This is a genomic window from Pacificimonas pallii, assembly GCF_019204005.1.
GTDB classification, from domain to species: domain Bacteria; phylum Pseudomonadota; class Alphaproteobacteria; order Sphingomonadales; family Sphingomonadaceae; genus Pacificimonas; species Pacificimonas pallii.
Window position 1 is genome coordinate 259661 of record NZ_JAGSPA010000004.1, and the last position, 20340, is coordinate 280000.

At 61.8% G+C, this 20340-nt stretch carries 20 protein-coding genes and 1 rRNA gene (1 of these 21 running past the window's edge); 13 read left to right on the forward strand and 8 right to left on the reverse strand.

Annotated features, from left to right (window positions below):
* Positions 1-69: 69 nt before the first annotated feature.
* Positions 70-1665 (reverse strand): isocitrate lyase, encoded by a 1596-nt coding sequence (locus KCG44_RS13120; protein ID WP_218446558.1) that lies wholly within the window; start codon positions 1663-1665, stop codon positions 70-72.
* 196 nt (positions 1666-1861) lie between these two features.
* Between KCG44_RS13120 and KCG44_RS13125 the strand changes: the two genes are divergently transcribed.
* The 4 genes from KCG44_RS13125 (at position 1862) to KCG44_RS13140 (ending at position 6800) form a co-directional block, all read left to right on the forward strand.
* Entirely contained in the window at positions 1862-3274 is a 1413-nt protein-coding gene (locus KCG44_RS13125; protein WP_218446559.1) for a helix-turn-helix domain-containing protein, read from the forward strand.
* Positions 3275-3276: 2 nt separating this feature from the next.
* The gene (locus KCG44_RS13130) at positions 3277-5388 is read left to right on the forward strand and encodes a malate synthase G (protein ID WP_218446560.1); all 2112 of its coding nucleotides are present in this window, start codon (positions 3277-3279) and stop codon (positions 5386-5388) included.
* Between the two features lie 320 nt (positions 5389-5708).
* A complete protein-coding gene (locus KCG44_RS13135) occupies positions 5709-6464 on the forward strand; it encodes a sensor histidine kinase (RefSeq protein WP_218446561.1) in 756 nt (251 codons plus the stop codon).
* A gap of 48 nt (positions 6465-6512) precedes the next feature.
* Positions 6513-6800 carry a hypothetical protein gene (locus tag KCG44_RS13140; RefSeq protein ID WP_218446562.1) on the forward strand — a complete coding sequence of 96 codons (288 nt, stop codon included), beginning with the start codon at positions 6513-6515 and terminating at the stop codon, positions 6798-6800.
* A gap of 9 nt (positions 6801-6809) precedes the next feature.
* On the opposite strand, the gene KCG44_RS13145 is transcribed toward KCG44_RS13140, so the two are convergent.
* From KCG44_RS13145 to KCG44_RS13165, 5 genes are all read right to left on the reverse strand, one after another.
* Positions 6810-7952, reverse strand: coding sequence for a GNAT family N-acetyltransferase (locus KCG44_RS13145; protein WP_218446563.1), 1143 nt, complete (start codon positions 7950-7952; stop codon positions 6810-6812).
* A 72-nt stretch (positions 7953-8024) separates the two neighbouring features.
* Positions 8025-8768, reverse strand: a complete 744-nt coding sequence (locus KCG44_RS13150; protein WP_255536565.1) for a glycerophosphodiester phosphodiesterase family protein — start codon at positions 8766-8768, stop codon at positions 8025-8027.
* A 37-nt stretch (positions 8769-8805) separates the two neighbouring features.
* Entirely contained in the window at positions 8806-9270 is a 465-nt protein-coding gene (locus tag KCG44_RS13155; protein ID WP_218446565.1) for a RidA family protein, read from the reverse strand.
* A gap of 9 nt (positions 9271-9279) precedes the next feature.
* Positions 9280-9921: an HAD family hydrolase gene (locus KCG44_RS13160; RefSeq protein ID WP_218446566.1), complete on the reverse strand. Its 642-nt coding sequence runs from the start codon at positions 9919-9921 to the stop codon at positions 9280-9282.
* The gene (locus KCG44_RS13165) at positions 9918-10163 is read right to left on the reverse strand and encodes a DUF3572 family protein (protein ID WP_218446567.1); all 246 of its coding nucleotides are present in this window, start codon (positions 10161-10163) and stop codon (positions 9918-9920) included. The genes KCG44_RS13160 and KCG44_RS13165 overlap by 4 nt, the downstream gene beginning before the upstream one ends.
* A 116-nt stretch (positions 10164-10279) precedes the next feature.
* On the opposite strand from KCG44_RS13165, the gene KCG44_RS13170 reads away from it, so the two are divergent.
* Both KCG44_RS13170 and KCG44_RS13175 read left to right on the forward strand, forming a co-directional pair.
* Positions 10280-10642, forward strand: a complete 363-nt coding sequence (locus KCG44_RS13170; RefSeq protein ID WP_218446568.1) for a response regulator — start codon at positions 10280-10282, stop codon at positions 10640-10642.
* A gap of 13 nt (positions 10643-10655) precedes the next feature.
* On the forward strand, positions 10656-12041 hold the full coding sequence (locus KCG44_RS13175; protein ID WP_218446569.1) for a diguanylate cyclase: 1386 nt from the start codon (positions 10656-10658) through the stop codon (positions 12039-12041).
* A gap of 78 nt (positions 12042-12119) precedes the next feature.
* On the opposite strand, the gene rpmG is transcribed toward KCG44_RS13175, so the two are convergent.
* Positions 12120-12287 carry a 50S ribosomal protein L33 gene (gene rpmG / locus KCG44_RS13180; protein ID WP_218446570.1) on the reverse strand — a complete coding sequence of 56 codons (168 nt, stop codon included), beginning with the start codon at positions 12285-12287 and terminating at the stop codon, positions 12120-12122.
* A gap of 172 nt (positions 12288-12459) precedes the next feature.
* On the opposite strand from rpmG, the gene hisS reads away from it, so the two are divergent.
* The 5 genes from hisS (at position 12460) to KCG44_RS13205 (ending at position 18399) form a co-directional block, all read left to right on the forward strand.
* Positions 12460-13800 carry a histidine--tRNA ligase gene (gene hisS / locus KCG44_RS13185; protein ID WP_439651449.1) on the forward strand — a complete coding sequence of 447 codons (1341 nt, stop codon included), beginning with the start codon at positions 12460-12462 and terminating at the stop codon, positions 13798-13800.
* A complete protein-coding gene (prfA, locus tag KCG44_RS13190) occupies positions 13797-14888 on the forward strand; it encodes a peptide chain release factor 1 (RefSeq protein ID WP_218446572.1) in 1092 nt (363 codons plus the stop codon). The genes hisS and prfA overlap by 4 nt, the downstream gene beginning before the upstream one ends.
* 219 nt (positions 14889-15107) lie before the next feature.
* The gene (gene prmC, locus KCG44_RS13195) at positions 15108-15980 is read left to right on the forward strand and encodes a peptide chain release factor N(5)-glutamine methyltransferase (RefSeq protein WP_218446573.1); all 873 of its coding nucleotides are present in this window, start codon (positions 15108-15110) and stop codon (positions 15978-15980) included.
* Positions 15981-16167: 187 nt separating this feature from the next.
* Positions 16168-16878 carry a DUF4167 domain-containing protein gene (locus tag KCG44_RS13200; protein ID WP_218446574.1) on the forward strand — a complete coding sequence of 237 codons (711 nt, stop codon included), beginning with the start codon at positions 16168-16170 and terminating at the stop codon, positions 16876-16878.
* A gap of 114 nt (positions 16879-16992) precedes the next feature.
* On the forward strand, positions 16993-18399 hold the full coding sequence (locus KCG44_RS13205; protein ID WP_218446575.1) for an OprO/OprP family phosphate-selective porin: 1407 nt from the start codon (positions 16993-16995) through the stop codon (positions 18397-18399).
* 53 nt (positions 18400-18452) lie between these two features.
* Here KCG44_RS13205 and KCG44_RS13210 read toward each other — a convergent pair whose 3' ends face one another.
* Complete coding sequence (locus KCG44_RS13210; protein ID WP_218446576.1) at positions 18453-18725, reverse strand: hypothetical protein; 273 nt, start codon at positions 18723-18725, stop codon at positions 18453-18455.
* A 97-nt stretch (positions 18726-18822) separates the two neighbouring features.
* Here KCG44_RS13210 and KCG44_RS13215 point away from each other — a divergent pair, with 97 nt between their 5' ends.
* Both KCG44_RS13215 and KCG44_RS13220 read left to right on the forward strand, forming a co-directional pair.
* On the forward strand, positions 18823-19248 hold the full coding sequence (locus KCG44_RS13215; protein WP_218446577.1) for a CBS domain-containing protein: 426 nt from the start codon (positions 18823-18825) through the stop codon (positions 19246-19248).
* A 585-nt stretch (positions 19249-19833) separates the two neighbouring features.
* Positions 19834-20340: ribosomal RNA gene (locus tag KCG44_RS13220) — 16S ribosomal RNA — on the forward strand; it runs 980 nt beyond the window's last position.

The window sequence follows — 20340 nt, forward strand, 5'->3', positions numbered from 1 at the left end:
TCTCTCCTCCCCAGAAGAGGGACGGGGCGGGCGGGGTTGCTGTTTTCCCGCCTGCCCAAACAATTAGCCTCAGGCGGCGAACTGGTTCATCGTATTGTCCTTGCCGCTGGCCTTCAGGGCCGCCTCACCGGCGAAATATTCCTTATGGTCGTCGCCAATGTCGGAACCCGACATGTTCTGATGCTTCACGCACGCGATGCCCTGACGGATCTCCTCGCGCTGGACGTTCAGGACGTAGCCGAGCATGGCCTCCTCGCCAAAATAGCGTTTGGACAAATTATCCGTCGACAGGGCCGCCGTATGATAGGTCGGCAATGTGATCAGGTGATGGAAGATGCCGGCCTCGCGCGCGGCATCCTTCTGGAAGGTGCGGATGCGTTCGTCGGCTTCTGCCGCCAGTTCAGTGCCATCATAATCGACACTCATCAGCTTGGCGCGGTCGAATGCGCTGACATCCTTACCCGCCTCGGCCCAGGCATCGTAAACCTGCTGGCGGAAATTCAATGTCCAGTTGAATGACGGCGAGTTGTTATAGACCAGCTTTGCGTTCGGCATGACCTCGCGGATACGGCTGACCATGCCGCCGATCTGGCCGATGTGCGGCTTCTCGGTTTCGATCCACAACAGGTCCGCACCGTTCTGCAGCGCCGTGATGCTGTCGAGGACACAGCGGTCTTCGCCCGTGCCGGCGCGGAACTGGAACAGGTTGGAGGGCAGGCGCTTCGGCTTCACCAGCTTGCCATCGCGGCTGATCAGCACGTCGCCGTGACCGACATTGTTCGCGTCCACCTCTTCCACATCCAGGAAAGAATTATACTGGTCGGCAAGATCGCCCGCTTCCTTCGTGAACGCGATCTGTTTCGTCAGGCCCGCGCCCAGCGAATCGGTGCGCGCAACGATAATGCCATCGTCAACGCCCAGTTCCAGAAAGGCATAGCGGACGGCGCGGATCTTCGCGTGGAAGTCCTCATGCGGCACGGTCACCTTGCCGTCCTGATGGCCGCACTGCTTTTCGTCGGACACCTGATTCTCGATCTGGATGGCGCAGGCGCCCGCCTCGATCATCTTTTTCGCCAGCAGATAGGTCGCTTCGGCATTGCCGAAACCGGCATCGATGTCGGCGATGATCGGCACGACGTGCGTCTGGAAATTGTCGATCTGATTCTGCAGATCCTTCGCCTTCACTTCGTCGCCGGCTTCACGGGCGGCATCGAGTTCACTGAACATCAGGCCAAGCTCACGGGCATCCGCCTGCTTCAGGAACGTGTAAAGTTCCTCGATCAGCATGGGGACGGTGGTTTTCTCGTGCATGGACTGGTCGGGCAGCGGTCCAAAGGCGCTGCGCAGCGCGGCGACCATCCAGCCGCTGAGGTACAGATATTTGCGTTTCGTGGACCCGAAGTGCTTTTTGATGGAAATCATCTGCTGCTGGCCGATAAAGCCGTGCCACGCGCCCAGCGACTGGGTGTAGTTCGCGGGATCGGCATCATATGCGGCCATGTCCTCGCGCATGATTTTCGCGGTGTATTTCGCGATGTCGAGACCCGTTTTGAACCGGTTCTGCAGGCGCATGCGCGCAACGGCCTCCGCCTCTACATCTGCCCAGGGAGCGCCGTTCTGGCCGATCAGTCGTTCAGCCTCGGTGATCTGGTTCGTATATGTCATTCGGGCACTCCAGTGGTTAATTTCATTTACATTGTTTTCACATTGCATGTGCGAAAAGATTCGCTGATCGGCGGTGAAAACTGACATTGACCCTTCTGCCGGTACATCGTAGCAACGGTCAATGGAATCCTGTGGAAATCATGTGTACCAGTGCGGACTTCGCGAAAATGTATTGTAAAGTTGTAAATATTTTACAATGAAGAGCGAGCGGTTTTCCCTTCCCGATCGTAAGATATTCGCAGGCCCGCGCATGCGCCGCCTGCGCGGGCGGCTGGGTCTGACGCAGACGCGCATGGCCGAGGAAATCGGCGTCTCCACCAGCTACCTCAATCTCATCGAGCGCAACCAGCGCCCCCTGACGGCACCCTTCCTGCTAAAGCTTTCCGAAACCTATAATGCGGATCTGCGGGAGTTGATCTCCGAGGGAGAGGAACAGGTCGAGCGGGAGGTCGCCGAAGCGCTGGCGTCGCCTCTCCTCAGCGGCATTGATGTCGGCAAGGCGGAGCTGCAGGAATTCGTGGCCGCCCAGCCCGGCATTGCCCAGGCGCTGATCCAGCTGCACCGCGCGAAGGAAAGCGGCGGCGATCCGGAACCCACGCCGGGCAAGGGGCAAACCCCGCTTGCCGCCGTTCGGGCGATCATCGAGGGCGCGCGCAATCATTTCCCCGAACTGGAGGCGGCCTGCGAGGATCTTGCGGATGAATTGCGTCTTGCCGGACCGCATTTCCTGGGCAGCGTGTCCGACCGGCTGCGGGTGAAGCACGGTTTCACCATACGCATCCTTCCCGCCGACGTGATGCCGGAGCTGCTTCGCCGCTTCGATATCCACAATCGTCAGGTTCAGCTGAGCGAAATTCTCGACAATGCCAGCCGCTCGTTCCAGGCGGCATATCAACTGGCGACCTTCGAGTTGAAATCGCAGATCGAGGCCGTCGCTTCGCGCGCAAACCTGGCATCGAAACCCGCCGAGCGCCTGCTGGTGCAGAACCTCACCAATTATGCCGCCGCCGCCATGATGATGCCTTACCGGCGCTTCTATGAGGCGGCGGAGGCGACGGGGTATGACATTTCCCTTTTGGAAGCGCGCTTTGGCGCGGGCTTCGAGCAGGTGGCGCACCGGCTCACCACGCTGCAGCGCCCGGGCGCGCGCGGCATCCCGTTCTTCCTGATCCGGGTCGACCGGGCCGGAAATATCTCGAAGCGTTTTTCGGCGGGCAGCTTCCCTTTTGCGCAGACGGGCGGCACCTGTCCGCTATGGACGCTTCACCGCGCATTTGAGCGGCGCGGCGAGACGTTGACCCAGCTTGTCGAGCTTGAGGATGGTGGCCGCTTTTTGACCATGGCCCGCACCGTCACGGCATATCGCCAGCCGTTCGGCATGGCCGCGCCTGAATTTGCCATTGGCCTTGGCTGTGAAACACGGCATGCGCACGGGCTGACATACGCCAAGGGGCTGGATCTCGATGGCACGGCCATGCCGATCGGTCTTGGCTGCGCCGCCTGCACCCGCACCGGCTGCCGCCAGCGCGCCGTGCCCCCGACGAACCGCCGGCTGATTATCGACGAGACGCAGCGCGGCCCGAACGCTTTTGAATTCGCAAAGGACTGAATATGACCACCATTCGCGCCGACCTCAGCGTCGACCCCCGCCTTGCCGACTTTATAGAAACCCGCGCGCTTCCGGGCAGCGGTGTCGAGGCCGACGCCTTCTGGTCGGGGCTGTCGGGCATCATGCGCGATCTCGCGCCGATCAACGCGAAACTTCTGAAAAAGCGCGATACGTTGCAGCGCCTGCTGGACGAATGGTACGCCAAGCAGCAGGGCAGGCCGCTCGATGTCGAGGCGCAGCGGAAGGAACTTGAGCGCATCGGCTATCTGGTTCCGAAGCCTGCCGGTTTCAAAATCGAAACCACGAATGTCGATCCGGAACTGTCGACGATCCCCGGCCCGCAGCTCGTGGTGCCGGTCACGAACGCCCGCTATGCGCTGAACGCGGCCAATGCCCGCTGGGGCAGCCTTTACGACGCTCTTTACGGGACGGACGTGCTCGGCTCCGTGCCGCCAAAAGGCCCCTATGACCCGGCGCGGGGCCAGCAGGTCATCGACTATGCGAAGGCTTTCCTTGACCAGCATTTCAAACTCGCCTCGACCAGTCATGCAAAGCTTGCCGCCTATAAGATCGTGGCGGGACAGCTCGCCCCGACGCTTGTCGATCCGGACCAGTTCGCGGGCTATCGCGGCGACCCTGACGCGCCAACCGCGATCCTCTTGAAGAATAATGGTCTCCACGTCGAAATCCTGATCGACCGTGCGCATGCCATTGGCAGGACGGACAAGGCCGGTGTCGCTGACCTGATCGTTGAATCCGCCATCTCGACCATCATCGACTGCGAAGATTCCGTCGCGGCGGTCGATGCGGAGGACAAGGTGCTGGCCTATGGCAATTGGCTCGGCCTGATGCAGGGCACGCTGCGGGAGGACGTGACCAAGGGCGGCGAGACGTTCACCCGCGCCCTCGCGCAGGACCGTGACTACACCGCGCCGGACGGCGCCGCCGTGACGCTTGCGGGCCGGTCCATGCTCCTCGTCCGTAATGTTGGCCATCATCTGATGACCGATATGGTGACGGACGCCGCGGGCAATGACGTTCCCGAAACGCTCGTCGACGCCGCTGTCACGGCGCTTTGCGCGCTGCACGACAGGGGCACCAACAGCCGCGAGGGCAGCGTCTATATCGTCAAGCCGAAGCTGCACGGACCCGAGGAAGTCGCCTTCGCCTGCACGCTGTTCGACCGCGTGGAAAAAATGCTCGGCATGGAAAAGAACACGCTGAAGATCGGTGTCATGGACGAGGAACGCCGGACGAGCGCGAATCTGGCCGCCTGTATCCAGGCTGCGAAGAAGCGCCTCGTCTTCATCAATACGGGTTTCCTCGACCGTACGGGCGATGAGATCCACACGGTGATGCGGGCGGGTGCCGTGAAGCGCAAGGGCGCGATCAAGGCCGATGCCTGGATCGACGCCTATGAGGCGCGCAATGTCGGCATCGGCCTCGCGGCGGGTCTGAAGGGCAGGGCGCAGATCGGCAAGGGCATGTGGGCTGCCCCCGACATGATGGCCGATATGATGACGCAGAAAATCGGCCATCTGAAGGCGGGGGCGACCTGTGCATGGGTGCCAAGTCCGACCGCGGCGACGCTGCATGCGCTGCATTATCATCAGGTCAATGTCCTTGACCGGCAGGACGAGCTTGCCCGGTCACCGGTCACCGATCGTCTTTCCGACCTTCTGACCCCGCCGCTTGCCGACGGCCACAATTGGTCGGACGAGGAAATCGCCGAGGAGCTGGACAATAATTGCCAGGGCATTCTTGGTTATGTCGTCCGCTGGGTCGACGCGGGTGTCGGCTGCTCGAAAGTGCCGGACGTGCATGATGTGGGCCTGATGGAGGATCGTGCGACGCTTCGCATTTCTTCCCAGCATATCGCCAATTGGGTCATGCACGGTGTCGTGACTGAAAAGCAGGTCCGCGCCGCAATGCGGCGCATGGCCGAAGTGGTCGACAGACAGAATGCGCACGATCCGGCGTATCGGCCAATGGCCCCGAAATATACCGGGCCGGCCTACCGGGCCGCCGAGGCGCTTGTGCTGAAGGGGGCGGCGCAGGCCAATGGCTACACAGAGTTTCTGCTGACGGAATGGCGCCGAAAAGCGAAAGCCTGACAGCGTCGCGGCACCGGCTGCTTCGCTCGAACCATGCGGGCGATTGGTGACATTCGGCGCTGCGACCGGCGCGTGACCGGCGCGGAATATGTGCGGTGACAGGCGCCGGGCGATGCCGGTCACCCCTGCGTTTCCGACAAGATGGCCGCGCGCGGGCATGACCCGATTTTCATAGGATTTATGTACGGATAATTGGCAAAATTTACGCTTTGTTAATACCCTTTAACTATTTCTTACCGTGTCGGCGGGGGCTGAACGCGGTTATGGTGGGGGCCTTCGTGGAAAAGCCAGGTAGTTCGAAGAGCGTGCCGGAAAACAACGTGGCAAACACGGCGCCCGACCTTTTCATGTCCGCATTTGCGCATGAGCTGAAAACGCCGCTGGGCGCGATCATGGGATATGCGGAGATGCTGGCCGGCGGCCATGTCGCTCCGGACCGGATCGAACGTCATGCCGGTATGCTTTGGGAGGCGGCGCAGGCGCTCAGCGGCACAGTCGATGCCATGCTGGATCTCGCCCGGTTTTCTTCGGGCGAAATGGATATGACCGACGACAGCTTCCATATTTCCGATTGTATTGAGAGCGCCGCGCGCATGCTCGCGACGTCGGCATCCGCGCATAATGTTCAAATCGACATGCGTGTACCGCCCGACCTGCCGCCGCTTCTGGGCGACAGCCGCATGATGCGTCAGGTGGTGGTGAATCTGCTGTCCAATGCGATCAAATATGGCCCTGATGGCGGCCGTATCCGCGTCACCGCGCGCATCGACCGGCAGGGCCGGATGGCGCTTGAGGTCATGGATAATGGTCCGGGTATCAGTGCCGCGGAGATCGACGTCGCCATGCGGCCTTTTGGCAGGCTTCGCCGTGACAATACCATTCCCGGCCACGGCCTTGGCCTGCCGCTGACAAAGGCGCTCGTGGAATTGCATGAGGGCACGTTCCGTCTTGTGGGCACCTCAGGCAAGGGCACCAGGGCGATCGTCCTGCTGCCCGCTTCGCGCGTCCAGCGGGTTGTTGCGGGCGGGCAGGAAAGCTTCATCTTCAGCAGGCCGCCGGCCGTTAACCATTTTTGAACACCATCGGTGCTTTGATTGCGCCAACAGAACGGATGGGACGGAAAAATGGGACGGATCAAAAATGGAGACGCGCGCTTTCTGCAACAGCAGGTCATGAAGGCGATGAGCGGCGACCCGGATGCGTTTTACGAGCTGGGCGTTGCCTATGCGGTGGGCCGTGCCGGTGTCGATGTCGATCTGATCGAAGCGCATAAATGGTTCAATCTCGCCGCGCTCAAGGGCGATGAGCGTGCCAAGCAGGACCGCAGCGAAGTGTCCGCGGAAATGACTCATGAGCAGATTTCGGAAGCGCAGCGCAATGCGCGCACCTTCCTGACGGCCGTCGCCGCCTAGCTGACGAGACTAGCCTTCGTCCCTGCGAAAGGGCGTCATTCCGCGCATGATCTCGATATCACGGGCGACCATGTCGCGCTCATGGGTCAGAAATTCCGCCACGGCTGTCCGCAATCCGGCATCGGCGATGAAATGCGCAGAATATGTCGTCACGGGTTCGTAGCCCCGTGCCAGCTTGTGCGGACCCTGCGCGCCCGCCTCGACCCGCGCCAGTCCATGCGCGATCGCAAAGTCGATCGCCTGATAATAGCATAGTTCGAAATGCAGGAACGGCACGTCGACGACGGTGCCCCAATAACGTCCATAAAGACAGTCCCCTCCTATGAAGTTCAGCGCGGCGGCCACGGTCCTTCCCTCCATGCGCGCCACCACCAGCAGCAGGCGGTCCGCCATCATTTGAGACATCAGCGTGAAGAAGGACCGCGTCAGATAGGGAGACCCCCATTTCCGCGCGCCCGTATCCTGATAGAAAACCCAGAAATCATCCCAGTCCTCTTCGCGAATATCCGCACCGCGCAGCTGTAGAATCCGCAGGCCGCTGTCCGCCGCGCCCCGGCGTTCCCGGCGGATGGTCTTGCGCTTGCGGGACGAAAGCGCGCCCAGAAAATCATCGAACGTGCGATAATCGCGATTGAACCAGTGGAACTGTTCACCATGCCGGATCAGCCAGTCCGCATCCCTGAACACCGGCAATTGCTCGGGCGGTATGAACGTCGCATGGGCCGATGACAGGCTGTGATGCCGGCATACCGCCTCCGCACCCTTCAGGAGCAGGGCGGGGTCGGCGTCGCTGCGTGTCAGCAGCCGCGGTCCCGTAGCGGGCGTGAAGGGCGTACTGATCTGCAATTTCGGATAATATTGCCCGCCCGCCCTTTCGAACGCCTCGGCCCAGCCATGATCGAAGACAAATTCTCCGCGGCTGTGGGTTTTGACGTAGGCGGGCATGACCGAAACCGGGTCCGCGGCCTCATCGGGCCGGACGGCGAGATGTGCGGGCGTCCAGCCCGTCTGCGCACTGACGCTGCCCGATTGCTCAAGGGCATGGGCGAATGCGTGCGTTGCGAACGGATTGCCGGTGCCAGCACAGGCATCCCATGCCGCGGCCGGGATGGCGCTGGCGGATGGAACCAGTTCGATGCGGGGAGCGGCCATTCGGTCAGACTCGATGGTCAGCGGCACATGTGCAAAGCGGCATGTTCACGCAGGCGCTCTGGAAGTGACGCGCTAGTCTTTCCGGCCAGCAAGCTGCGCGGCGGCGTGCCCTTCAAGGATCAGCTGGTCGGCATGAGCGCGGCCGACGGCAATGTCCTGATCGGTGCGAACCGTCCAGGTAAAGGTGCGTTTGCCCGGCTTCTGGAAATGCCGCGCCAGACGGCTGGGCAGCGAACGGACATCATAGGCGATGAATTTGGGCCTGGCCCGCTGAATGGCGAAGAATCGTGCGGGCGCGCTGGCACGCCATGCGGAACCGGCCGTATCCGGCTCTTCGCTGACGACCAGCCCGTTCAGCATCAGCGGAAAATGGTCATGAAACCAGCGCGAGACCGCTGGATGAAACGACATGATGCCAACAGGGCCGACATATCCTTCCAGCGCGCGGCGAACCGCCAGCGCCAGTGCCAGCGGACTTGCCTGACCTACCTTTGCCTCGATCAGCACCGGGGTACGGCCGCCAATGTGCAGCAGCACATCCTGCAGCGTCCGGATTTTTTCGTCGGAGTTCCTGAGCTTTATGGCCTCCAGGGCCTTCATGCTTTTGTGCAGCACGGGGCCGGTCCCCTCCGAAAGCCGCTCCAGCGTGCTGTCGTGGAACACGACGGCCCCGGCCTCCTGCGTCAACTGGACATCCAGTTCGATACCGAAACCGGCGTTGATCGCCGCCTCGAATGCGGCGACACTATTTTCCACCGGCCCATTTTCCGCATGAAGGCCGCGATGCGCAAAGGGTTTCGCAGACAGGATCGCCATTTTGGCTTCCCGTGCGTCACGTGCTTTCCGACTGCTTTCAATCAGCATCGAATTCGATCACCGCATCTATCTCGACCGCGACGCCCAGTGGCAGTGCCGCCACACCGACGGCGCTGCGGGCATGTCGGCCCGGCTCTCCCAGAATCTCCGCGAGGAGGTCGCTGGCGCCGTTCGCGACTTTCGGCTGTTCGGTATATCCCGGCACGGATGCGACAAAAACGTTCAGCTTCACGACCTGGCGAATCGCCTCCAGCGAGCCGAGGGCGGCCTTTGTCTGGGCAAGGATGGCAAGCGCGCAGCGCTGGGCGATGGCATAGGCCTCATCCGTTGTCACGGTGTCGCCCACCGTACCGCACATCAACTCGCCATTCGCATCGAACGGTATCTGCCCTGCAATGTGGAGCAGCCCGCCCGCTTTTACGAAGGGGACATAGTTTGCGGCGGCGGCGGGTGCGGCGGGCAGGGTGAGCCCGCGGGCGTTCAGTTTTTCTTCAATGGTCATATTCGGCTCCTATCTTACACGGACCCCGGTCCGTGCAAGGTTTTCCTCGTTGATAAGACGTTCCAGATAGACCCTTGCGTCGGGCCAGTCATCAATGCGGGCATCGGCATGTGCCGCAGGCGGGATCATTTGGCGAAGCTGCGCATCGGCAACCATATGAATACAGTGCACATGCGGGACCTCGGTTTTCACGCTCTGATGGTGCGGTGGCAGGTCGTCCATGAAAACGGCGGGCGGACTGCCATGCGCTTCCAGGATCCGCTTCAGCGCCGGGCCTTTGGGGCCGCGATTGCAATAGACTTCATAGTCCATGCCGAGTGCCCTCACCTGTGACTTCCGGCGCTCGCGATGCTCGTCCTCGATATTGGTCAGGATAACAATATCGTAGAGCGTGTCCAGCGCCGCGAGCGCTTCGGCCGCGCCGGGCGCGGCGGTCTGGCGGTGCATGCCGGTCCGGAAAAAATCCATCAGAAGGTCTGGCATCGCGTCATCGGCGACCGGGCTGTCATCGGCCATGTGCCGGACATTACCGGACAGCGCGAAGCTGTCGAGCCTCAGTCGCATATTGTGCGCCTCTTCGAGATGCGCGCCAAAGGGCGCCGCGAACGACACGAGGACTTCGTCACAGTCGGAGATCAACAGGGGTTTCATAAGGCGTCTCTTGCACGGATCAGGTCTGCGGGGTCCACCAAAAGGACTTCGGCGCAGCGGATCAGGTCAGGTTCGTGCGCGGCCAGAAACTCCAGTGCGGCGCGCTGGGTGCCCGCGTCCGTCAGACCGGACCTCAGCTGCGGCACATCCAGGCCGCTTAGGTCGATGAACCGGCCAAGAAGGTTTTCGTCCGACGCGATATGCGCTATCGCCGATATCGCCAGAACCTCGTGGTCTGGCATGTTGCTTTTGCTAGCTCTTGGTAAAGGGTTCATTCAGCTACCACCATTTATGCGGGTTACGCTCTTGCAATTGCATTTGCTGGCAACTGGCAGGGTTCGGGAAGGATCCCACACACATGGCGAAAACAGTTCTCGTCGTCGAGGACAATGATCTCAACATGAAACTGTTTTGCGATCTGCTGGCGGCACATGGGTATGAGACGATGCAGACACGCGATGGACGGCGTGTGCTCGACATGGTGCGCAAGCAGCGGCCCGACCTTATTCTCATGGACATTCAGTTGCCGGAAGTGTCCGGCCTTGAAGTGACGGGCTGGCTGAAGGCCGACCCCGCTTTGGCCGACATTCCCGTCGTCGCCGTCACCGCCTTTGCGATGAAGGGCGATGAGGAGCGCATGAAGGCGGGCGGCTGCGAGGCGTATATCGCAAAGCCGATCTCCGTCGCTCGCTTCATCGACATCGTGCGTCAGTACATATAGGAACTCTTATTAGATGACAGCACGTATCCTTATCGTTGACGACCTGCCGACCAATCTGCTGCTGCTTGAGGCTATTCTCGAGGATGAATTCTACGATGTGATCAAGGCGAGCAGCGGCGAGGAAGCCGTCGAAATCGCCAAGCGGGAAAAGCCCGACCTTGTCCTGCTTGACGTCATGATGCCGGGGGAGGACGGCTATTCCGTCTGCCGCAGGCTGAAGGCACTGAGCGAAACGCGCATGCTGCCCGTCATTTTCGTGACGGCGATCGCAGAGCCAGAGGCGCGCGCCGAGGGGCTCGCGGCCGGGGCGGAGGACTTTGTTTGCAAGCCGCTGAACGCCGTTGAACTGATTGCCCGCGTGCGCGCGCTCCTCAGGCAGAAAGAGCTGATTGATGAAATGTGCGGGCCCGAGGACGTCTCCGCCGCGCTGGTGCCACTTTATGATGGATCGGCACCGCACCGTGCGCGGACCATCGCGCTGGTGGATAATGGCTCGGCTCTCCTCACCGCTCTGAAACCCGGACTTGCGACCTTCGGCGCGATCCGGACGCTGCCCATCGACGGCGCGCTCGACATGATCCGGTCGTCCGAAGTGGATCTCGTGGCGCTGCCGATCGCCGCGCATGAGCGGGACGGTCTGGAACTGCTCGCGCGGCTGCGGGGCTCGGCCGAAACGCGGGGGCTGCCCGTCCTCGCCGCCAGCATTGATGAAAGGGTCGCGCCCATTGCGCGGGCGTTCGATCTGGGTGCCAATGAATGCGTGAAGCTGCCTTCCGCGCGGCTGGAGATCGAGACGCGCATCCGCAACATGATCCGGCGCAAGAAATTCTCCGACCGTCTGCGCGGCAATATGCACGCGTCTTTACGGCTGGCGACCACCGACGCGGTAACGGGGCTGTTCAACAGGCATTATCTGACGCACCAGCTCGAACTGCTGGCAAGTGCGGCGCATGCGGATGCGACCCCGCTATCACTGCTGCTTCTCGACCTCGATCGTTTCAAGGATGTGAACGACCAGCACGGGCATACCGCCGGCGATCATATGCTGCGGCGCGTGGCGGAAACCATTGCCGCCAATATACGCGGCGTCGATGTTGCCGCGCGATTTGGCGGCGAGGAGTTTGCCGTCGCGCTTCCCGGGATCGATTCAGACGAGGCCGTGCATGTCGCCGAGCGGATTCGCCTGCTGGTGGCGGAGACCCGCATCAATGTGGGCGGGCAGGAAGTCGGCGTAACGATCAGCATTGGCGTGGCCACGCTGACGACGAACGGCGATATGCACAATCTGGTCACGCGGGCCGACCGGGCCCTGTACGTCGCCAAGGACATGGGGCGGAATCAGACACAGGTCGAAAACGCCCGCATGAACCGGACAAGCGAGAATATGACGGGCGGCTGATCCCGAAACCGCTGCCCATTGCCGGACCCGCAATCGCTGAAACAGTTGGGGCAGGCCGTTATAGCGCCCGCCCGGCGCTTACTTGATCTTGGCTTCCTTGAACTCGACATGCTTGCGCGCGACGGGATCATATTTGCGCATGACCATCTTTTCCGTGATGTTGCGCGGGTTCTTTCTCGTGACGTAGAAAAAGCCGGTATCGGCGGTCGACACGAGTTTGATTTTCACGTTTGCCGGTTTCGCCATGGCGCCCGTTCCCTTTACTTCGTTAAAATAGAAAACGCGGGCGGCATTGCTGCGCCCGCGAGCATGACGAGCGCAAATGCCCCCGCCCCGGTAAAAAGTCAAGCGCGCCCGAGTCTGTCCGCGACGTCTTCCGCGCTGGTCTTCCGAAGGCCAGCGCCCTATGTCCCCGCTCATGAGTAACAAGCCTTCCGCCATTCGCGGCACGAATGATTTCATTGCCGAGGAAGCCGCCCGCTTCGACCACGTCGTCGACACATTCGCGCGGGTCCGCCGCCTTTACGGCTTCCGTTCCGTCCATATTCCGGTTTTCGAACATACCGGCGTCTTTGCGCGCTCGCTTGGCGAGACGACGGACGTCGTTTCGAAAGAGATGTACACGTTCGAGGATCGCTCTGGCGATTCGGTGACGCTGCGTCCTGAATTCACCGCCGGAATCTCGCGCGCCTATCTGTCGAACGGCTGGCAGCAGCATGGTGTCATGAAGCTGGCGGCAACGGGACCCTGCTTTCGGTATGAGCGGCCGCAAAAGGGGCGCTTCCGTCAGTTTCACCAGCTCGATGCGGAAATTATCGGGTCCGCTGGTCCCGATTCCGATGTGGAACTGCTCGCGCTGGGCCAGCATCTGATCGAAGAACTCGGTGTCGCCGGGAATGTGACGCTGCAACTGAATACGCTGGGCGATCCTGAAAGCCGGTCGGCATGGCAGGCGGCGCTGCTTGCCTATTTCAACGGGCACCGTGACAGCCTGGGCGAAGACAGCCAGCGGCGCCTTGATGCGAATCCGCTCAGGATTCTCGACAGCAAGAACGAGGGCGACCGCGCGCTCGTCGCGGATGCGCCTGTGATCGATGATTTCCTGACTGCCGAAGCCGCGGCGTTTTTCGCGGCGTTGACCTCCGGCCTCGATGCGGCGGGCGTGGCATGGACGCGCAATCCGCGGCTTGTGCGGGGCCTTGATTATTACCGTCATACCGCCTTTGAGTTTGTCACCGACGCGCTCGGCGCGCAGGGCACTGTCCTTGCCGGTGGCCGTTATGATGGCCTGATCGAGGCGATGGGCGGCCCGCATACCCCGGCGGTCGGCTGGGCGGCGGGTATCGAACGCCTCGCCATGCTGATCGATGCGCCTGCGCCCGAAGGGGTCGATCTCGCCTTCATCCCGATGGATGACGCGGCGAGTGCGCGCGGTGCGCGCCTGGTGGCGGCGCTGCGCAAAGGCGGCGGCGTGGCGGTCGAAACCTTCGCGGCAGGCAATATGAAGAAGCGCATGACCCGCGCCAGCGCCAGCGGCGCGCGCCTCGCGATCATCATCGGTGCCGATGAAATGCGGGACGACACCATGCAGGTCAAAGATCTCGTCGCCGGTGAACAGGTCCGCATTCCGCAGGCGGAGGCCGGGTTCGTCGGCGGTTATCTCGCGGAACTGCGCCTTGTCGCATTGACCGGACATGACGGCGACGTGCCGGACTTTCCGGCCTGGCGAACGCGCAATCTGGGGGGGCAGGCGCGATGAGCGACACGCCCACCGTCCCCGACGAACGCATCGACGCCATCATCGCGCGCCATGCCGAGCTGACATCCGACATGGCCTCCGGCGAACTGGCGGCGGAGCGTTTTGTCGAGCTGTCCAAGGAATATGCCGAGCTTGATCCCGTCGCCGCGGCGGCGAGGGAAGTGCGCAGCGCCCGCGAGGAACTTGCCGAACTGGAGGCACTCGCGTCCGATGGTGAAAGCGATGCGGAGATGCGCGAACTCGCCGAGGCGGAGCTGGAGGACGTGCGCGGCAGGCTGCCGGCGGCGGAACGGCGGCTTGCGGTCCTGCTGCTACCCAGGGATGTCGCGGATGATCGCAGTGCGATCTTGGAAATCCGCGCCGGTACCGGCGGTGAGGAGGCCGCGCTGTTCGCAGGGGACCTGTTCCGCATGTATTCGCGCTATGCCGAGGCGCAGGGCTGGAAGGTCGAAACCATGGATATGTCCGGCGCGGATGCCGGCGGCGTTAAGGAGGTGATCGCCAATGTGTCGGGCGCGGGCGTCTTCGCGAAGCTGAAATTCGAATCCGGCGTGCACCGCGTCCAGCGCGTGCCCGCCACCGAAGCCTCCGGCCGTATCCACACAAGCGCGGCGACCGTCGCCGTGCTGCCGGAGGCGGAGGACGTCGATGTTCAGGTCAATAATGAGGATTTGCGCGTCGACGTGTTCCGCGCTTCAGGCCCCGGCGGCCAGTCCGTGAACACGACCGATTCGGCGGTTCGCATCACGCACATTCCCACCGGTCTCGTGGTGATCCAGCAGGATGAGAAATCGCAGCACAAGAACCGCGCCAAGGCCATGAAGGTCCTGCGTGCGCGGCTGTTCGAACTGGAGCGCCAGAAACTGGCCGATGAACGCGCCGGCGCGCGCAAGTCCATGGTGGGCTCCGGCGACCGCTCGGAACGCATTCGCACCTATAATTTCCCGCAGGGCCGCGTCACCGACCATCGCATCAACCTTACCCTCCACCGCCTGCCGACGATCATCGAGGGTGACTTGGACGAATTGGTCGGCGCGTTGATCGCGGAAGATGAGGCTGAGCGGCTGGCAGGGCTGGGTGACGGGTAGGCGCGAGCCTACCCCTGGACGTCATGCTGAACTTGTTTCGGCATCCATCTTGTTTCATGCCCCAATGGCGCCGCGCCGTCCGAATCCCGCCGTCCATTTCCGTGCAGGCAAGCCGTTCGGCACGCTTTATATTTATGTCAGCTTCGATATTGAGGGTCGGATGTCTGAACATGGCGACGCTGCGCGGCCGGGTTTTCCTCCACTCGAAGGAAAAAAGGGATGCTGACACAAGTTCGGTATGAGGGCGGTCATCACGGCACTTCGCTTTTCGCGCTCATATCCACAGCAGCACGTGAACTGAGCGCGTCCGCTCAACCCGAAACGGCTCGCCTCGATGCGGAACTGCTCGCCGCGCATGTCATCGGCGCCGACCGCAGCGCGCTTCTTCTTGGTGCAAGGCGCCACCAGATCGATGCGGACGCATATCGTGCCCTCATCGCCCGCCGCGCGGCGGGCGAGCCGCTTGCCTACATTACCGGGCAGGCTGAATTCTGGTCACTCGCGTTGAAGGTGACGCCCGACACCCTGATTCCGCGCGCCGATAGTGAAAGCCTGATCGAGGCGGCGCTTGCGCATTTCGGGGATCGTCCCCCGCACCGGATTCTCGATCTCGGCACCGGATCCGGCTGTCTCCTGCTGGCCGCGCTCAGCGAATTTCCGGATGCGGGCGGTACCGGCATAGACGCAAGCCCAGCCGCGCTCGCCGTTGCCATGGAGAATGCGGCAACGCTTGGCATGTCGGACCGCGCGATGTTCAGACGCGGCGACTGGTGCGCGGAACTGACAGAAGCGTTCGACCTCATCCTGTGCAATCCGCCCTATGTCGATGCTGCGGATATTCTTGGCCCCGGGGTCAGGGAGCATGAACCGCATCCCGCGCTGTTCGCGGCGGCAGACGGCCTTGCCGACTATCTCATCATCGTGCCGCAACTGGCCGCCCGGCTGACGCAGCGCGGCGTCGCGATTCTTGAAATCGGTGCAGGGCAGGGGGCTGCTGTTAGGGATATGGCGGCGAAGAACGGGCTGCGTTTCGCGGACGGCCGGAAAGACCTTGCCGGACATGAGCGGGCGCTTTCCTTTACCAGATCGTAATTTCAGGCTTGGCAAGGACAAGCTTCGTGCTATGTTCGGAACCGTGGATGCACACCTGACAGGTGGATAACGCGTCTGCGACCTCCGACATACACCGGCCAACAGACATGCGGCCGCTGTAGATGCGCAATAACAGCGCGCGCCGTTCCGGATACCGGTCGGCATGGGTAAGGATAACATTCGTCTCATGAGAAATGCGCAACAGGGTCGTCGCCGCCGTTCCGGCGGACGTCCGCAGGGCGGCCAGCCGCAGAACTTCCAGCGTCAGCGCGGTAACGCGAAACAGCTTCTCGAGAAATATCAGAATATGGCGCGCGACGCGGCGCAGACCGGGGAGCGCGTGCAGGCGGAATATTATCTGCAGTTCGCCGATCACTATTTCCGCGTCGTCGCCGAGATGCAGTCCAAAAAGGACGAGCAGCAGAATTCGCGCGGCCGTGGCCGTAACCGGAATCAGAACGACGACGATGACGATTCCGATGATAACGACATCGGCGATGATGACGATAACCGGCAGCAGCGCAGCGGGCGTGGCCAAAACAACCGGAACGACAATCGCAGCGATAACCGGCAGCAGCGCGGTCGTGGCCGCAATGCCGATAACGGCGCTGATTCCGGCGATGACGATCAGGACGATGATGATGACGGGCGTGACGACAGCGTTGCGCGCAAGCCGCCTGTCCGGGCGCGACGGAAACCGGCCGCTGATCGTGTCCGCAAGGCCGACGATGCCTCGGCGGACAGCGATGATAAAGAGCAGGGCGATGACAAGAAGCCGGTTCGCGCGGTTCGCAAGCCGCGCAAGGCCGCTCCGCGCAAGAAGGCCGCGGACCGGGATGACGAGAAAGACGACGAGCGCGGTCCGGATACAATTGACGCCTCGGTCTCGTTTCTTTGACAGTTTTGTAACAGAGGCACGGCACTTTCATAAAAGCACAACATAAACGTCACGGAAGCGCCATCGAACCTCAGTATCTGGCGTCGAAAGCCCCCTCTTTCGAAAGCTGAACATATGATATTCCGCAATCTGTCCGCGGCACTATTGCTGACAACCGGGCTTTGCCTCCCCGCTGCCGCTCAGGATAGGAACGTCGACGCGGCCTTGCAGCAGATCGAGGCGCTACAGGCCGAGCTCGCGGCCCTTCGCGCGGAGGTCGAGGCCCTTCGCGCCGAAACCGCCACCAGTGACGCGCGGCAGGCCGCCATTGCCGAGACGCAGTCGGCCGTCCTCGAAGGCCAGGATACCCGGCTGAGTGCGGTGGAGGTCGCCGCCGAGAAGAACGTCTCCCAGGTCGCCTGGAAGGGCGCGCCGGTGATTTCCGGTGACGGCTGGAGTTTCAAGCCGCGCGGACGGCTGCAGTTCGCCGGCGGTCATCTGAGCGTACCCGATGCGATCGACAATGAGGGCAGGGGCTGGACCACCGAACTTCGCCGCGCCCGTCTTGGTGTCGAGGGTAAGATCCGCACGAATATCGGCTATAAGCTCGAAGTCGACTTTGCCGACAATGAGGTCGAGTTCGCCGATGCCTACGCCTATCTGTCTTTTGGCGATGCCAAGGTGGCGATCGGCAACCAGAATACCGGTGTCAGTCTGGAGGAGCTCACCTCCTCAAGGTACATCACCTTCATCGAGCGTTCGGCCCTTACCGATGCATTCGGTCTGGAACGCCGCGCCGGCATTCGCGTCGACTATGCCGCGGGTGACGTGTTCCTGAGCGGCGGCGTGTTTGCGAACGACCTCGGTTCATTGATCGAGGACGGCGACAACCAGTGGAGCCTTGCGGCCCGTGCCGTCTATGCGCCCGTCCTCGGCAAGGATACGCAGCTGCATATCGGCGCCAGTGTCCAGCACACCGAATTCGCGGACGAGGCCCAGACGGTCCGCTATCGTCAACGACCGGGCATCCACTCCACCGACCTGCGCCTTGTGAACACGGACCGCCTGGAGGCCGCCTCCGACACGCTTTACGGTGCTGAGGCCGCGGTGCTGTCCGGCCCGCTTCACGTCGCCGGTGAAGTGATGTTCGCCAATGTCGATGGCCTTGGCGCGGCTCCCGACGCCGGTTTCTGGGGCGGTTATGTCGAGGCCGGATATTTCCTCTCCGGCGGCCAGCGTACCTATAAGGACGGTACCTTCGGACGTCCAAAGGTTGCGGAAAGCATCGCGACCGGCGGTGCCGGCGCCTGGCAGATCGCGGCGCGGCTCGACCATATCGACCTTGTGGACGGCAGTATCGATGGCGGCAAGCAGACGGCTTATCAGGCGGCGCTGAACTGGTACGCCGACACGTATCTGCGATTTTTCCTCAATTATAACCATCTGTCCATCGACGGCGGACCGTTCGCGGTCGCGGTCGACCCTGTCGAAGGCGGCTATTCCGCGGACAGCGTCGGTGTCGGCATGCTCGTCGACTTCTGATTTGCGGGCACCGGCTTAAGCAAGACGCGAGGCGCAGGGATCCCGGGGGGGGGCTATTGCCAGCCTTCCGGTTCCTGCTTCGCCGCTTCATCGGCGGCGATCTGGTCGTGCCCGCTGTCGCTCGACAGGAAAATCAGTCCCATCAGTCCAGCGGCCAGCAGCATGGACATGATCGACGCCAGACTGACGGATATGATCATGTGCAGGGGCAGCGCCGCGCCGTCCTTCGATATCCATGCCAGCGCGGCGACGGCGACGGCGATTCCCGCCGTGCCCGCGCAGCCGAACAGCCAGCCGAAGCGGCGTTTTGCGGATATTCTTGCCATGCCCTTTTCATTGCGCTGTTTTTGCGCGATGCTCAACCCGGGTGTGATCGCGCGGGGTAGGGCAAGGTGACGCGGCGCGACCGTTGGGAGGACGCATATGTTTGTCGGCAATATAATCGAAGGACGCGGCGACGTGATCAGCGTCGGACCGGACCAGTCCGTTTCAGAAGTTGCGAAGATTCTCGTGGAGCATCGCATTGGCGCTGTTCTGGTCATGATCGGCGACCATATTGCGGGCATTGTCTCGGAACGCGATATCGTCCGCTGCATAACCGAGCGCGGCCCGGGGATATTGGATGGTCCGGCGAGCGCGATCATGACGGCCGATGTGATCACCGTCCCGCCAAGCGATCCGGTCGTCAGCGCGCTCTCCCGCATGACGCGGCGGCGCATCCGTCATCTGCCGGTTGTTGAGGATGCCAAGCTTCTCGGCATCGTCTCCATCGGCGATCTGGTGAAGCGCCGCATCGAAGAGGCGGTGCGTGAGGCTGACGCCCTCAAAGACTATATCGCGCACAGCTGAGCCGGTCCCCCTGCGACCGGCGGCGTGATTCGCGGCGGGCACATATCCGGTGTGCCAACGCCGCGCCGGGAGAATCGGTAACGGGAATCGGTGGGTCCAACGGAGTCGCGAGACGTGATTCACGCGAATCTGTCATATTTTCCTGCCATAAGGCGATCTATCAACCGGCGCGGGCGCCCCTACGGTACCCGGACGCGCTTTTATCCCCTTTGTTTACAAAGCATTGCGGGAACGGCGCACTTTTCTTTCAAAACGCTGTTGACGATCTGCCAGCCCAGCCCATATAAGCCACTCAACGATGCAGCGACGCACACAGCGGCCTGCAGCGCTCCAACTTGTCTCTCGACCGGTAGTCCGGCCGCAAGGTCGGAAGGGGCACGTTTCGCTCTTTCTCATTGTCGTATAATGAAGAAGGGACATGTGGGCGGCGGCCCGTAGTCTGACCAACAAGGGGTCGGATACTGCGGTAACCAAATAAGCCATCTACCTGTCCTTACAACACACCATTTGTAATGTGCAGGAATTTGGCTCCTTGAACATTGGGTGATTGGTCTGGATTTCGGTCCGGGCCTGCCATTCAATCATGAACTTGAGAGTTTGATCCTGGCTCAGAATGAACGCTGGCGGCATGCCTAACACATGCAAGTCGAACGAAGTCTTCGGACTTAGTGGCGCACGGGTGCGTAACACGTGGGAATGTACCCAGGGGTACGGAATAACAGTTAGAAATGACTGCTAATACCGTATAATGACTTCGGTCCAAAGATTTATCGCCCCTGGATCAGCCCGCGCCGGATTAGCTTGTTGGTGAGGTAAAAGCTCACCAAGGCGACGATCCGTAGCTGGTCTGAGAGGATGATCAGCCACACTGGGACTGAGACACGGCCCAGACTCCTACGGGAGGCAGCAGTGGGGAATATTGGACAATGCACGAAAGTGTGATCCAGCAATGCCGCGTGAGTGAAGAAGGCCTTAGGGTTGTAAAGCTCTTTTACCAGGGATGATAATGACAGTACCTGGAGAATAAGCCCCGGCTAACTCCGTGCCAGCAGCCGCGGTAATACGGAGGGGGCTAGCGTTATTCGGAATTAC

Coding starts and splice junctions, on each gene's coding strand:
- KCG44_RS13205 (WP_218446575.1), top strand. CDS start 16,993: ATGATATTCCGCAATCTGTCCGCGGCACTATTGCTGACAACCGGGCTT.
- hisS (WP_439651449.1), top strand. CDS start 12,460: ATGAGTAACAAGCCTTCCGCCATTCGCGGCACGAATGATTTCATTGCC.
- KCG44_RS13140 (WP_218446562.1), top strand. CDS start 6,513: ATGGGACGGATCAAAAATGGAGACGCGCGCTTTCTGCAACAGCAGGTC.
- KCG44_RS13120 (WP_218446558.1), bottom strand. CDS start 1,665: ATGACATATACGAACCAGATCACCGAGGCTGAACGACTGATCGGCCAG.
- KCG44_RS13155 (WP_218446565.1), bottom strand. CDS start 9,270: ATGACCATTGAAGAAAAACTGAACGCCCGCGGGCTCACCCTGCCCGCC.
- KCG44_RS13160 (WP_218446566.1), bottom strand. CDS start 9,921: ATGAAACCCCTGTTGATCTCCGACTGTGACGAAGTCCTCGTGTCGTTC.
- rpmG (WP_218446570.1), bottom strand. CDS start 12,287: ATGGCGAAACCGGCAAACGTGAAAATCAAACTCGTGTCGACCGCCGAT.
- KCG44_RS13150 (WP_255536565.1), bottom strand. CDS start 8,768: ATGGCGATCCTGTCTGCGAAACCCTTTGCGCATCGCGGCCTTCATGCG.
- prfA (WP_218446572.1), top strand. CDS start 13,797: ATGAGCGACACGCCCACCGTCCCCGACGAACGCATCGACGCCATCATC.
- prmC (WP_218446573.1), top strand. CDS start 15,108: ATGCTGACACAAGTTCGGTATGAGGGCGGTCATCACGGCACTTCGCTT.
- KCG44_RS13210 (WP_218446576.1), bottom strand. CDS start 18,725: ATGGCAAGAATATCCGCAAAACGCCGCTTCGGCTGGCTGTTCGGCTGC.
- KCG44_RS13170 (WP_218446568.1), top strand. CDS start 10,280: ATGGCGAAAACAGTTCTCGTCGTCGAGGACAATGATCTCAACATGAAA.
- KCG44_RS13165 (WP_218446567.1), bottom strand. CDS start 10,163: ATGCCAGACCACGAGGTTCTGGCGATATCGGCGATAGCGCATATCGCG.
- KCG44_RS13175 (WP_218446569.1), top strand. CDS start 10,656: ATGACAGCACGTATCCTTATCGTTGACGACCTGCCGACCAATCTGCTG.
- KCG44_RS13145 (WP_218446563.1), bottom strand. CDS start 7,952: ATGGCCGCTCCCCGCATCGAACTGGTTCCATCCGCCAGCGCCATCCCG.
- KCG44_RS13215 (WP_218446577.1), top strand. CDS start 18,823: ATGTTTGTCGGCAATATAATCGAAGGACGCGGCGACGTGATCAGCGTC.
- KCG44_RS13130 (WP_218446560.1), top strand. CDS start 3,277: ATGACCACCATTCGCGCCGACCTCAGCGTCGACCCCCGCCTTGCCGAC.
- KCG44_RS13125 (WP_218446559.1), top strand. CDS start 1,862: ATGAAGAGCGAGCGGTTTTCCCTTCCCGATCGTAAGATATTCGCAGGC.
- KCG44_RS13200 (WP_218446574.1), top strand. CDS start 16,168: ATGAGAAATGCGCAACAGGGTCGTCGCCGCCGTTCCGGCGGACGTCCG.